The organism is Clostridium neonatale, assembly GCF_900465025.1.
In the GTDB taxonomy this organism is placed as follows: Bacteria; Bacillota; Clostridia; order Clostridiales; family Clostridiaceae; genus Clostridium; species Clostridium neonatale.
The window spans coordinates 646636-661329 of the sequence record NZ_UICR01000002.1 but is presented as its reverse complement, the minus strand read 5'-3'; the positions used below and the strand labels follow the sequence as shown (position 1 = coordinate 661329).

Below are 14694 nucleotides of genomic sequence, written 5' to 3'. Positions count from 1 at the left end.
AGTGGAGGCATAAAATATGTATAATACTTATACCTTAAAAAATGGATTAAGAGTTATAACAGAAAAAATAGATCACCTAAATTCAATTAGCGTTGGAGTTATGGTTCAAAATGGCTCTAGAAATGAAATTGAAGAGCTTAATGGAATATCGCATTTTATTGAACATATGTTTTTCAAAGGCACAAATAAAAGAAATGCAAAGCAAATAGTAGAAGATATTGAGAATGTCGGGGGTCAAATTAATGCATTTACAAGTAAAGAGGGTACGTGTTATTATGTTAAAGCTCTAAATACTCATTTAGATGTATCTTTAGATGTAATTTCTGATATGCTTCTAAATTCGAAATTTGATGAAGAAGAAATAGAAAAAGAAAAGGGTGTAGTAATAGAAGAAATTAATATGAGTCAAGATTCTCCAGAAGATGTTCTAGATGATACTCATTCAAAAGCATGTTTTGGAGATGATCCATTGGGAAGACCAATACTAGGAACTATTTCACATGTGAAGTCATTTACAAGAAAAAAAATATTAAACTTTATAAAAGAAAAATATACGCCTTATAATTCTGTTGTATCTATATGTGGCAATTTTGATGCAAAGGAATTAGAAGAGCTTTTAGAAAAATATTTTGGAAATTGGCATAGTGATGATAACTATTTACCTATATATAATGATGTCGAAATAGAAATAAATTCAGGATATGCAAATAAAGAAATAGAACAGTTACATATATCTTTAGGACTTAAAGGTTTACCTTATGGAGATGAAAATAACTACTCATTAGTATTGCTTAATAACCTGTTAGGAAATGGGGCATCTTCTATGTTATTTCAAAAGGTTCGTGAAGAATTAGGATTATGCTATTCTATAGGTTCTTATCTACAGCCATTTCAAGGTATAGGTACACTTAATATCTATGCCGGATTAAATAAAAACTTTGCTGAGAAAGCATTAGATGCAATAGATAAGGAATTAAAAGAGTTTAGTAAGATTGAAATATCTAAGGAACAACTTGCTATTAATAAAGAAAAGATTAAAGCTACCTATATTTTAGGATTAGAAAGTACTAGTTCTAGAATGTTTGCAAATGCGAAGACATACCTTTTTAGAAATATAGTAAGAACTCAAGAAGAGGTTCTAGAAAAAATAGATAAGATAGATGAAAGTAGCATAAAATATATTTTAGATACATGCTTTAAAAATGGAGTACTAAATGTTGCTTATGTTGGGCAGGATGTACAATATGAAAAGCTAAACTCAATAATATTAAGAAATGAAAAAGCTTATGATAATACTAAAGGAAGCAGTATCAATATATAGTTAACAGGAATAATATTCCTCCACTTATCATATAATCTATGAGAAGCGGAGGGATTTTTATGAGTGAAGAAAAAAAGGTTAAGTATCTAAGTGAAATAGAAAAATATGAGCTTATTAATGTTAATGATGGTGAGAAATATGATTATTTGCTAAATAATGATTTAATTATTGATGATGATGGCAATTTTAAATATTTAATAATAAACTTAAATGGTGGAAAGTTTAATTTTTTTAATAGTAAAGATTTTCTTGAAATACCATGGGATTGTGTGAAAAAAATAGGGGCTAGGACTATTATATTAGATGCAGATGATGATATAGTAAAGAAGGTAAAGCTATAATTTGGGAGGAATAGACGTGAGAATAATAGTACAAAAATTTGGTGGAACTTCAGTTTCTAGTGAAGAAAATAGGAAGAAAGTAATTGAAAAAGTTAGAATAGCTATCAATGAAGGGTATAGTCCTGTTATAGTAGTGTCAGCAATGGGCAGAAAGGGCGCACCATACGCTACAGATACATTACTTAACTTAATCAATGATAATTTTAAATACAAAAATAAGCTGGCTCAAGATTTACTTATGTGTTGTGGAGAAACAATAAGTTCAGTTGTAATGTGTAATGATTTATATGAGGCAGGAATAGAAGCTGTTCCACTTACTGGTGGGCAAGCAGGAATATTAACTGATAATAACTTTAGTGATGCAAAGTGCGTTAAGGTTGAGCCTAAAAGAATATTAGATATAATATCTCAGGGTAGGATACCAGTTGTTACAGGATTCCAGGGAATTAGTGAAAGTGGATATTTAACTACTCTTGGAAGAGGAGGCAGTGATACAAGTGCATCATTGCTTGGCGTTGCATTAAATGCTGAAATGATAGAAATATATACAGATGTTGATGGTATAATGACTGCTGATCCTAGAATAGTAAAAGATGCTTATTTAATTGATGTTATAAGTTACAATGAAGTATTTCAGTTAGCTGATCAAGGTGCAAAAGTAATTCATCCTAAAGCAGTTGAAATAGCAATGGAAGGCAATATACCACTGTTAATTAAAAATACAATGAGCGACTGTAATGGTACATTGATAAATAATTTTGGTGATAGAAAACATAAGAGGGTAATGTCAGGAATAACAAGTCAAGGTGATAGAATTCAAGTTTCAATTACTAAAGATGAGAATAAGGAAAATACAAAATATAATGATATATTAGAATTATTAGCTGCCAATAAGATAAGTTTAGATTTAATTAATATATTCCCAGATAAGCAAATTTTCACTATAAGTAAAGAGGATAGAAAACTTTTAGAAAATATATTAAAAAAAGCAAATTTAAAATTTAATATTATTGATGAGTGCAGCAAAGTTGCAGTTATAGGTTCTGGAATGAAAGGAATTCCAGGTGTAATGGCTAAAATAATAAAATCTCTAAGCGATAATAAAATAGAAGTTCTTCAAACTGCAGATTCACATATGACAATTTGGTGCTTAGTTCATTCAAAAGATGCAATAAATGCTATAAATATTTTACATAAAGCATTCTCTATTAGCAGCACAATATAATTTTTGAATGACTAGTTTACGTATAAAAAAAGGTCTCCTGTATAAAATAACAGTATTACAGGAGGTTTTTTTATGAGTAATAATGATATTTTAAATAGTAATAATGATGAAAAAATAAAAGAGACTTTAGAAGGGAAAGAAAAAATAAATTCAATAAAGGAATTAGGAAATACAATAAATAATAATCCAAATAAAAGTATACAGGTTTTGTCAATAATTGGTCAGATAGAAGGCCATTCAGTTTTACCACCACAGACTAAAGCAACAAGATATGAACATATAATTCCTCAACTTATAGATATAGAACAAAATGATGCAGTTAAAGGATTATTAATAGTCTTAAATACTGTTGGTGGGGATGTTGAAGCGGGGCTTGCCATAGCAGAAATGATAAGAAGCATGTCAAAGCCAACTGTTTCAATTGTAATTGGAGGCGGACATTCAATTGGAGTTCCTCTTGCAACATCATCAGATTATTCTTTTATAACACCATCTGCAACTATGATAGTTCATCCTGTTAGAATGAATGGCTTTGTTATAGGCGTACCACAAACATTTGAATACTTTAAAAAAATACAAGAAAGAATAAATGAATTTATAGTAAGAACTTCCAATATAAATATGGATGTACTAGAAAAGTTTATGGATCAAAGAGATGATTTATTAAATGATGTTGGCACAATGCTTATAGGAAAGCAGGCAGTTGAATGTGGACTTATTGATGAAGTTGGTGGAATAAGTGAAGCGTTATATAAACTTAAAAATCTTATAGGAGAAAAAAAATCTAAGTAAATATAATATGAGTTTATTTTTAAAAATTAATTATTAAAAAATATATAATTAAATTAATGTTTTAAATGGTTATAGAAAAAAATCTATAGCCCTTTTTTGCTTTTAATGTTATCTTATTTAGAGGGAAATAATTATCATATGTAGAAATAAGAGCATAGGGGTGATTAAATTTGGGTAAAAATAATAGGAGAAGTAATACCAAAAAAAATAAACAAAAAAATAATGATAAAGCAAATCCCGATATAGTTGGAATTATATATATGGCAACTGGACTTATTTTAGCTGTAGCTATATACACATCTTTAGCCGGTGTATTATCAAAACTATCTCAAAATATATCATATGCATTAATAGGAATTGGTTCATATACTTTACCTATATATTTATTATATTTTGGATTTCAATACATAAAAACGCGAGGCAATGTATCTTTAAAAAATAAAAGTTTTATAGGAATATCTTTAGTTGTTATTATAGTAATGTTAACTTGTGGAACAATAAATATTCAGTCATTACACGATCATAATGATTTTATGGCGAATATTAAAGCAATAGCCATAAATGAAAGTCATGTAATTCATGGGGGAATGTTTTCATATTTAATATGCTATCCTCTATATAAATTTGTAGGAACTGTAGGATCATATATATTATTTTTTGCACTTTCATTAATTGCAGTTATACTGATTTTTGATATAACACTATATGATTTAGGACTCACAGTGGCAAGTAAAAGTGAGCAAATAAGAAATAACAGAAGACAGAAAAGTGCTAAAATAGAACAAACAGATAATTCAAGAAAGAAAAAAGAAAGTACTTTTATAAATATTGTTGATAATAATGAAGAAGCTGCAGAAAAACATATAGAAAATAGAGAAAAGGAGGAGTTTTTACAAGGTGTTAATAGAAAAATAAAAATATTAGACTTCATGAAAAATTCTGAGGAAGAAGAGGATGATATTGCAGTTTTAGAAGAGCTAAACAGAAATAAAATAGAAAAATCTAATGATAATATTAACGCATTTATAGATGAAAATATGGATTCAGAAAAGAAAAGCTCTAGTAAAAAGAAAAATTTAGATAATGACGTTAAAGAAGTTGTAAATAAGGAAATAGAGGAACACATTTTAGAGCAAAGAGAAGAAAAAGAATATGAAATTCCAAGCTTAGAGTTATTAAAGGCTAATGTAAATATGAAGCTTAATAGTTCTGATAAAAAAGAATTAATAGAAAATGCAAATAAACTGGAAGAGATACTATCAAACTTTGGAGTTGATGCAAAAGTCATTCAAGTTACTAAGGGTCCGTCTGTAACAAGATTTGAACTTCAGCCGAGCCCTGGAGTTAAAGTAAGTAAAATTGTTAATTTATCAGATGATATTGCACTTGGTCTTGCTGCTTCTGGAATAAGAATAGAGGCACCAATACCAGGTAAAGCAGCTGTAGGTATAGAAGTACCTAATGGAAAACAAAGTCCGGTATTTTTAAGGGAAGTACTTGAAAGTGATGAATTCATTAATTCAAATAAAAAATTATCATTTGCCCTAGGTAAAGATATTTCAGGAAAATGTGTTGTTGGGGATTTAAGCAAAATGCCTCATACACTTATTGCTGGTGCAACTGGATCAGGTAAAAGCGTATGCATAAATTCTCTTATAATAAGTTTATTATATAAGTATAAGCCAGAAGAGGTAAAACTTCTTATGGTAGATCCAAAAGTTGTTGAACTTAGTGTTTATAATGGAATACCACATCTTTTAATTCCGGTTGTAACTGATCCTAAAAAAGCAGCAGCAGCTTTAAACTGGGCAGTTAATGAGATGACAAATAGGTATAAGTTATTTGCTGAAAAAGGTGTTAGAAATATGGAATCATATAATGATTTATATGAAAAGGGATCAATAGAAGAAAAGCTGCCTTATATAGTTATAATTGTGGATGAGCTTGCAGATTTAATGATGGTATGTCCAAATGATGTTGAAGATTATATTGGAAGACTTGCACAAATGGCTAGAGCAGCAGGTATGCATCTTGTTATAGCAACTCAAAGGCCTTCCGTAGATGTTATAACTGGTGTAATTAAAGCTAATATTCCATCAAGAATATCGTTTGCAGTTTCATCACAAATTGATTCTAGAACAATTTTAGACAGTTCAGGTGCAGAAAAACTTCTTGGAAAAGGAGATATGTTATATTATCCAGTTGGTGAAAATAAGCCTTTAAGAGTTCAAGGATGTTTCATTTCAGAAGAAGAAGTTGAAAATGTTATTTCTTTTATAAAGAATGATCAAGGTGATATCAATTATAAAGAGGATATAATTGAACATATTAACAATACAGCAGATTCTAAAAATTCAATAGCTGGAGAGAATGATAGTGATGTAGATGAACTTCTTGATGAAGCAATAAGAATTGTTGTTGAATATGAGCAGGCATCAACTTCTTTTCTTCAAAGGAAACTTAGAGTAGGCTTTAATAGGGCTTCTAGAATTATGGATCAATTAGAAGAAAGGAAAATTATTTCTGAGAAGGATGGAAGCAAGCCAAGACAGGTATTAGTAAAGAGAGAACAACTTTTTGATGATGGAGATAATTTTGAAGAATAGAGCACATAAAAAGTTAAATTTTTATGTACATAACTATTTTTTATAAATATGAATATCGTTTTGTAGTATAATAATTTGTGGAAAAGAGAGCTACTTGTAATTTATAATTATAATTTGTTATAATTATAAATCAGTAAAACGCAGGAGGAAAAAATATTGAAAAGTAATTTGGAAATTGTTAAGGATCCTATAAAAAATAGAGATTCTTCAAATAAATACAAAGTTGGTATGGTTAGTCTTGGATGTGATAAAAATAGAGTTGATTCAGAGATTATTCTTGGAAACATGAGTAATGACTATATAATAACTAATAATCCAAAAGACGCAGATATTATATTAGTTAATACATGTGGTTTTATAGAAAGTGCAAAACAAGAATCAATTGATACAATACTTGAAATGGCAGAATATAAGAAAACATATAGATGTAAACTTTTGATTGCTACAGGATGTCTTACTCAAAGATATGGGGAAGAGCTTGGAAAGCTTATACCTGAAATAGATATTATGCTTGGAGTAAATGATTATAACAAGCTGAATGAATTAATTACTGCATTTATTAATGAAGATAAAAAATCATTAGAGTATGTAAATTATTCTGATGATTTCATTAATGAGGGAAAAAGAATACTTACAACAAAGCAATCAACTGCATATATAAGGATAGCAGAAGGTTGTAATAATTTTTGTACGTATTGCATAATCCCTAAAATAAGAGGAAAATTTAGAAGTAGAAAATTAGAAAACATAATAAATGAAGCAAAAGATTTAGCATCTCAGGGCGTTAAAGAGATAATTTTAATAGCACAAGATACAACTATGTATGGAACAGATATTTATGGAAAACAAAACCTTCATGAATTATTAAGAGAGTTAAGTAAAATTGAAGAAATTAAATGGATTAGACTTCTTTATTGTTATCCAGAAGAATTGTATGATGAACTTATTGATGAAATAGGTAATAATAATAAAGTTGTAAAATATATAGATATACCTATACAACATATTAGTAACCATGTATTAAAGCTTATGGCAAGAAAAACAACTAAAGAACATATAATGGATAAAATAAAAATGTTAAGAACAAGAGTTCCAGAAATAATAATAAGAACTACTTTTATAGTAGGATTTCCACAAGAAACACAAGAAGACTTTGAAGAGATAACAGATTTTCTTGAAGAATTTAAACTTGATAAAGTAGGTGTATTTACATATTCTCAAGAAGAAGATACAGCAGCAGCAAGAATGGAAGGACAAATAGAAGAAGAAATTAAAAAGGTAAGAGAAGAAAAATTAATGCTTACACAAAAATGTGTTTCAGAAGAATTAAATAAATTGAAAATAGGAAAATACTATGATATTCTTGTAGAGGGATATAATGGCGAATATTATCATGGAAGAAGCTTTGAAATGGCTCCTGATATAGACGGAAATATATTCTTTAAAAACAATGATAATGCAAATATAGAAATTGGATCATTTGTTAAAGTTAAAATAATAGAAAATATGGATTATGATTTAATAGGAGTTGTTGTAAATGAATCTTGCAAATAAGCTGACATTGATTAGAATTTTTCTAGTTCCAGTATTTTTGATATTTCTTGCAGTAAAAGGAATACCATATGGAACTTTTATAGCTACTTTTATATTTATATTAGCATCATTAACAGATAAGTTAGATGGATATATAGCAAGAAGTAGAAATCAAATCACTAATTTTGGTAAATTTATGGATCCACTTGCAGATAAATTATTAGTTACTTCTGCTTTGATTTCATTAGTTGAATTACAAGTTATACCAGCATGGGCGGCTATAATAATAATAGCACGTGAATTTGCAGTATCTGGACTAAGATCTATTGCTGCTGCGCAAGGAAAAGTAATTGCAGCAAGCTGGTGGGGAAAAATAAAAACTGTTATACAAATAATAGCAATAATATTATTACTTTTACAAGTAAATATAGGAGATTCATTATATTTAACAAAGTTAGTATCAAATAATGCATTTTGGGCAGTATTTTTTGCGAATGTTCCAAAGATAATGCTTTTAGCAGCTGTAGTAATTACTATAATATCAGGATATGAATATTTCGTTAAAAATAAAGAAGCATTAACTACAGATAAATAATTGTTTAAGAATTAAGAGACATGGATATAATTTTATTTAAAGCGGCTATTTCTAATAAGTGAAATAGCCCTTTTAGCAAATTAATAAAAGAAATTTATTGACTATAAAATTTTATTAAATTATAATTATATACAGAACATAAGTTCGATTGAAAGGAAGGATATATTATGGGAAAGATAGATGCAGACAAATTAAAAGCAATTGAGAGTGCTATGGGCCAAATTGAAAAGCAATTTGGTAAAGGGTCAATAATGAAACTTGGAGAACACAATGTACTAAATATAGATGCAATTTCAACTGGGAGTTTAGATTTAGATATAGCACTTGGAATTGGTGGAGTTCCAAAGGGAAGAATTATAGAAATATACGGACCAGAAAGCTCAGGTAAAACTACTGTAGCGCTTCATATAGCAGCAGAAGCTCAAAAGAAAGGTGGAGCAGTTGGATACATAGATGCTGAACACGCATTAGATCCAATGTATGCACAAAGATTAGGTGTAGATGTAGATAGCTTAATAGTATCTCAACCAGATACAGGAGAACAAGGTCTTGAAATAGCAGAGGCGTTAGTTCGTTCAGGAGCTATAGATGTTATTGTAGTTGACTCTGTTGCTGCATTAGTTCCCAAAGCAGAAATAGAAGGTGAAATGGGAGACTCTCATATAGGTCTTCAAGCAAGACTTATGTCTCAGGCCTTAAGAAAACTTGCAGGTACAATTAATAAAACTAATTGTGTTGCTATTTTTATAAACCAATTAAGAGAAAAGGTTGGAGTAATGTTTGGATCTCCAGAGACTACTACAGGTGGTAGAGCATTAAAATTCTATGCTTCAGTAAGACTTGATATAAGAAGAATAGATTCAATAAAGCAAGGCGATGCTATAATTGGTAATAGAACAAGAGTGAAAATTACTAAAAATAAAGTGGCTCCACCATTTAAACAAGCAGAATTTGATATTATGTATAATGAAGGTATTTCAAGAACAGGTAATGTAGTTGATGTAGGTGTTAAAGAAGAGATAATTCAAAAGAGTGGAGCATGGTTCTCTTATGGAGATATAAGACTTGGTCAAGGTAGAGAAAATGCAAAAGCTTATTTAAAAGATAACCCAGATGTTGCATTAGAAATAGAAAATCAAATAAGAAAAAAATATAATCTTAAAGAAGCTGAGCCAATGCCAGAAGTAACTGAAGTTGCAGTAGATAATACTGAAGTAGTTAAGGAAGATAGTAGCGAAGCAAATAAAGTAGATAAAGAATAAGGAAATAGTTAATTATTGTAGAAATCTTAATAAGTTAAATATAATATAAAATTAAATAAACAAGTAAAATATAGCTGTATACATAATTATGTATACAGCTATATTTTTCTAATAAGGACTCGTAAATAAAAGCATGGAGTATATAATCAATATTTGGGCAAACTTGACATAATTTTATTTTTAATATAGAATAAAAAGGAATACTGGTTTATCATATTCGTAATGCAGTGAGAAGAGTATGACACCTTACTATACTTTCTTATTAATGATAAATAATGAGAATTTAATAAATTAGGAGGTGTTAATATGAATCCAGTATATTTGATATTAATAGATATAGTTATTTTATTAGTATTGGGAATAGTGGTTTATAAAACAATTCAACAAGCATCAAAGAATAAGATAGAAGCACTTGAAAAAGAATCAAAAGAAGTGCTTGAAAAAGCAAAAAAAGATGCAGAAGCTATGAAAAAGGAATCAATTCTTGAAGCCAAGGAAGAGCTTCATAAATTACGAAGTGATTTTGACAAAGAATCTCGTGAAAGAAGAAATGAAATTCAGAGACTTGAAAGAAGAGTAATTCAAAGAGAAGAAGCACTTGACAAGAAAAGTGAACTTATTGAGAAAAAAGATGAAACATTAAATCAAAGAATGCTTGAAGTAGAAGAAATAGAAACAAAAACAAAGGAACTATTTCATGAAAGAAGAGCTGAACTTGAGAAGATTTCATCCCTTTCTAGCGAGGAAGCTCGTGAAATCCTTTTAGATGAAGTGAAAAAAGAAATTACACATGATACTGCTTTAATGATAAAAGATATTGAAAGCAGAGCTAAAGAAGAAGCAGATAAAAGAGCAAGGGAAATAATTACAAATGCTATTCAAAGATGCGCGGCAGATCATGTGTCAGAAACCACTGTACAGGTTGTTGCGTTACCTAATGATGAAATGAAAGGTAGAATCATAGGTAGAGAAGGTAGAAATATAAGAACCTTAGAAACATTAACAGGAGTTGATTTAATAATAGATGATACTCCAGAGGCAGTAATTCTTTCTAGCTTTGATCCAATTAGAAGAGAAGTGGCAAGATTAGCCTTAGAAAAGTTAATTGTGGATGGTAGAATACATCCAGCAAGAATCGAAGAGATGGTTGAAAGAGCAAAGAAAGATGTAGAAAACAATATTAAGGAAGAAGGGGAACAAGCAGCCCTGGAAACTAGTGTACATGGACTACACCCAGAAATAATAAAACTTGTTGGTAGATTAAAGTACAGAACAAGTTATGGTCAAAATGTTTTGAAACATTCAATAGAAGTTTCAAATTTGGCAGGACTTATGGCATCAGAACTAGGTTTAGATGTTGCTTTAGCTAAAAGAGCAGGTTTATTACATGATATAGGAAAAGTTGTAGACATAGAAGGCCCTCATGCATTAATAGGAGGAGACCTTGCAAAGAAGTATCATGAATCACCATTAGTAGTCAATGCTATATCAGCTCATCATGGGGATGTAGAAATGATATGTTTAGAATCAGTGCTAGTTCAAGCAGCAGATGCTATATCAGCAGCAAGGCCTGGTGCGAGAAGAGAAACATTAGAAGCTTATATTAAGAGACTGGAAAAATTGGAAGAAATAGCAAATTCGTATGAAGGTGTAGAAAAGTCATATGCAATTCAAGCTGGTAGAGAGATAAGAATTATGGTTAAACCAGAAAAAATTGATGATGCTGGTACTGTTGAATTAGCACGTAATTTAGTAAAGAGTGTTGAAGAACAGTTAGAATATCCAGGTCAAATAAAAATCAATGTTATTAGGGAAACTAGGGCAGTTGATTTTGCTAAATAAGTATTTAGGAATGCACTTTGTTATAAAACAAGGTGCATTTAATTTTTTTGCTAGAATATATATTATAATGGATAAATTTTCTTTTAAGTTAATTTTATTAAAATTTTTCTATGAAAATTAAAGGATTCTAGAGACATATATAGAATATAGTTAATGTAAACGATATGCATAATAAATTCTAGGAGGAATAACAGTAATGGAAGTATTAAAGGTATCAACTAAATCAAATCCAAATTCAGTAGCAGGAGCATTAGCTGCAATAATTAAAGAAAAAGATATTGCAGAAATTCAAGCTGTAGGAGCAGGAGCAATAAATCAAGCGGTAAAAGCAATAGCTATTGCAAGAGGTTTTATAGCTCCAAGTGGAAAAGACATAGTTTGCATTCCGGCTTTCACAGACATACAAATAGATGGAGAAGAGAGGACAGCCATTAAATTAATTGTTCAACCACGCTAAATAGTGGGAGGGAAATTAATTAGTATAAGTAGTAATTTTAGGTTGAAATTATTTATAAAAACGTTTATACTATAATAGTTAAATGCTATATTTATTAATTTTTTATAAAGAGGTGTATATTAATGATAGCAAAAGAAGTTTGTGTAAAAAATTCATCAGGTCTTCATGCTAGACCAGCAACATTATTAGTAAAGAAGGCTTCATCATTCAAGTCGGATATTAGCATAGAATTTAATGGAAAAAAAGCTAATGTTAAGAGCTTAATTGGTGTTTTATCTTTAGCTGTAACTAAAGATGCTGTAATAAAAGTTGTTGCTTCAGGAGATGACGAAGCTTTAGCAGTTGAAGAGATAGTTAAATTAGTTGAAACATTAGAAGACTAATTTATATACAAAAAGGTTTCATATTGAAAAATATGAGACCTTTTTGTTTTATATAAAATTTGTAATTAATAAGATTTAACATGGTTTTAAAGATATTAAATAAAAAAATTGAAAATTAACTACTCAAGATTTATGTAAATATGATATAATACGAATGTTAGATAAAAAAATATAAAATATATTCGCATGGAGGTTTCTGATGAGAGATTTATATAGCACACCTTTAAATTCAAGATATGCTTCAAAAGAAATGAGTTTTATTTTTTCTGATGATATGAAATTCACAACTTGGAGAAAGCTATGGGTAGCTTTAGCAGAAGGTGAGAAGGAGCTTGGATTAAATATTACAGATGAGCAAATAAAGGAATTAAAAGACAATATAAATAATATTAATTATGAAGATGCAATAAAAAGAGAAAAAGAAGTAAGACATGATGTTATGAGCCATGTATATGCATATGGTCTTCAATGTCCAAATGCTAAAGGTATAATTCATTTAGGAGCTACATCATGCTATGTTGGAGATAATACTGATGTAATTATAATGAGAGATGCATTAGAATTAATAAAGAGTAAAATAGTAACAGTATTAAATCATTTAAAAAGCTTTGCTATTGAATATAAAGATATGCCAACTTTAGGATTTACACATTTTCAGCCAGCTCAATTAACTACTGTAGGTAAAAGAGCAACTCTTTGGATGCAAGATTTAGTTATGGATATTGAAAACATAGACTTTTTACTATCAACATTAAAGCTAAGAGGAGTTAAAGGTACTACTGGAACTCAAGCAAGCTTTATGGAGTTATTTGATGGAGATGAATCAAAAGTTAAAGAACTTGATAAAATAGTTGCACAAAAGATGGGATTTAAGAAGAGCTATGGCGTTACTGGTCAAACATACCCAAGAAAACTTGATTCAATAGTTTTAAATACTTTATCAGAGGTAGCACAAAGCGCATATAAATTCAGTAATGATTTAAGATTACTTCAAAACATGAAAGAAATGGAAGAACCATTTGAAAAAAACCAAATTGGATCATCAGCTATGGCTTATAAGAGAAATCCAATGAGAAGTGAAAGAATGAGTGCTTTAGCTAGATTTGTTATAGTTGATTCATTAAATCCAGCAATTACAGCAGGTACTCAATGGTTTGAAAGAACCTTAGATGACTCAGCTAATAAGAGATTATCAGTTGCAGAAGGATTCTTAGCATTAGATGGAGTATTAAACTTATACATAAATATAGCTGAAAATATGGTAGTATATGATAAAGTAATAGCTTCTCATGTAGAAAGAGAATTACCATTTATGGCTACTGAAAACATAATGATGGAAGCTGTTAAAAGAGGTAAAGATAGGCAGGAATTACATGAAAAAATTAGAGTTCATTCAATGGCCGCTGCTCAAAGGGTTAAGGGCGAAGGTTTAGATAATGACTTAATAGATAGAATAATAGCTGATTCTTCATTTGGATTAACTAAAGAAGAGATACTTGGAATAATAGATCCGACTAAATTCGTTGGAAGAGCTCCAAGTCAAGTTGTTGAATTTATAGATGAATATGTTGATCCAATTATAAATGATAATGCTGAAGCATTAAAAATTAAGAGTGAAATAAATGTATAGTATAAATAAATGACGTACTAAGTTTAGAGTATAACAACCGAAATGAAGCTCTCATGTTCGGCTCGCTTGCTACAAAAATGAAGCAAGAATTTAAACATCAATGATTGTGCCCAAAACTGTTTGCTCCAATATAAAATTTGACAAACAATTTTGGAACAATCATTGATGAAAAATTCTAAGCTTCATTTTTAAATTAAGGAATAGTTATTTATACATGTTAAAGATTTAAGAAGTTAATATTTTATCATGTATAAATGGTATCAATTTATAAATATCAGAATATATATTCTTACGAATTTGCTTATTCTATGCTGGTTAAGGTGATTTTATAGGTAACTTCATAAGTTACCTACAGTGATTAGAAGATATACTTTAAGGCATGGAATATAAAAAGCATTAATCATAATTAAAATAAATTGAGTATATATGATTTTAGAGAAAAACAAAGAAATTCAATATATGATAGGCGTAGTATTGTATTGGAAATTTCAGATTTTAAATTCTTTGGCAGAGGCTGTTCTAAAATTGTTTGTCCAAAACTTGTTTTTTTGGAGCAAACATTTTTGGGCATAGCCTCTGCCATTAGAATTTTTAGCTGAAATTTCTCTACAATCGAGCCGATCATATATTGAATTTCGGTTGTTATCCACTAAACTCTTATTCTACACAATATATTTAATTTATGTTTTGAGATAACTTTATTCCTT

Annotated in this window: 12 protein-coding genes; all 12 read left to right on the top strand. The window is 29.2% G+C overall.

Translation table 11 applies throughout. The features are described 5' to 3' along the window. Positions 1-16: 16 nt before the first annotated feature. Positions 17-1321: a M16 family metallopeptidase gene (locus tag CNEONATNEC86_RS14600; protein WP_058295915.1), complete on the top strand. Its 1305-nt coding sequence runs from the start codon at positions 17-19 to the stop codon at positions 1319-1321. A gap of 59 nt (positions 1322-1380) precedes the next feature. After that, complete coding sequence (locus CNEONATNEC86_RS14595; protein ID WP_058295914.1) at positions 1381-1662, top strand: YlmC/YmxH family sporulation protein; 282 nt, start codon at positions 1381-1383, stop codon at positions 1660-1662. Between the two features lie 16 nt (positions 1663-1678). Continuing rightward, a complete protein-coding gene (gene dapG, locus CNEONATNEC86_RS14590; protein WP_058295913.1) occupies positions 1679-2887 on the top strand; it encodes an aspartate kinase in 1209 nt (402 codons plus the stop codon). Between the two features lie 72 nt (positions 2888-2959). Further along, positions 2960-3679: a ClpP family protease gene (locus tag CNEONATNEC86_RS14585; protein WP_058295912.1), complete on the top strand. Its 720-nt coding sequence runs from the start codon at positions 2960-2962 to the stop codon at positions 3677-3679. A 170-nt stretch (positions 3680-3849) separates the two neighbouring features. Further along, positions 3850-6285: an FtsK/SpoIIIE family DNA translocase gene (locus tag CNEONATNEC86_RS14580; RefSeq protein WP_058295911.1), complete on the top strand. Its 2436-nt coding sequence runs from the start codon at positions 3850-3852 to the stop codon at positions 6283-6285. A gap of 228 nt (positions 6286-6513) precedes the next feature. Then, entirely contained in the window at positions 6514-7839 is a 1326-nt protein-coding gene (gene rimO / locus CNEONATNEC86_RS14575; protein ID WP_172437836.1) for a 30S ribosomal protein S12 methylthiotransferase RimO, read from the top strand. Next, positions 7823-8413, top strand: a complete 591-nt coding sequence (gene pgsA, locus CNEONATNEC86_RS14570) for a CDP-diacylglycerol--glycerol-3-phosphate 3-phosphatidyltransferase (protein ID WP_058295909.1) — start codon at positions 7823-7825, stop codon at positions 8411-8413. The genes rimO and pgsA overlap by 17 nt, the downstream gene beginning before the upstream one ends. Positions 8414-8580: 167 nt before the next feature. After that, entirely contained in the window at positions 8581-9675 is a 1095-nt protein-coding gene (recA, locus tag CNEONATNEC86_RS14565; protein WP_058295908.1) for a recombinase RecA, read from the top strand. 306 nt (positions 9676-9981) lie between these two features. Next, a complete protein-coding gene (rny, locus tag CNEONATNEC86_RS14560) occupies positions 9982-11517 on the top strand; it encodes a ribonuclease Y (RefSeq protein ID WP_058295907.1) in 1536 nt (511 codons plus the stop codon). A 196-nt stretch (positions 11518-11713) separates the two neighbouring features. Further along, the gene (locus CNEONATNEC86_RS14555) at positions 11714-11974 is read left to right on the top strand and encodes a stage V sporulation protein S (RefSeq protein WP_058295906.1); all 261 of its coding nucleotides are present in this window, start codon (positions 11714-11716) and stop codon (positions 11972-11974) included. Between the two features lie 122 nt (positions 11975-12096). Then, positions 12097-12357 (top strand): HPr family phosphocarrier protein, encoded by a 261-nt coding sequence (locus CNEONATNEC86_RS14550; RefSeq protein ID WP_058295905.1) that lies wholly within the window; start codon positions 12097-12099, stop codon positions 12355-12357. A 199-nt stretch (positions 12358-12556) separates the two neighbouring features. Then, on the top strand, positions 12557-13987 hold the full coding sequence (purB, locus tag CNEONATNEC86_RS14545; protein WP_058295904.1) for an adenylosuccinate lyase: 1431 nt from the start codon (positions 12557-12559) through the stop codon (positions 13985-13987). Positions 13988-14694: the final 707 nt, after the last annotated feature.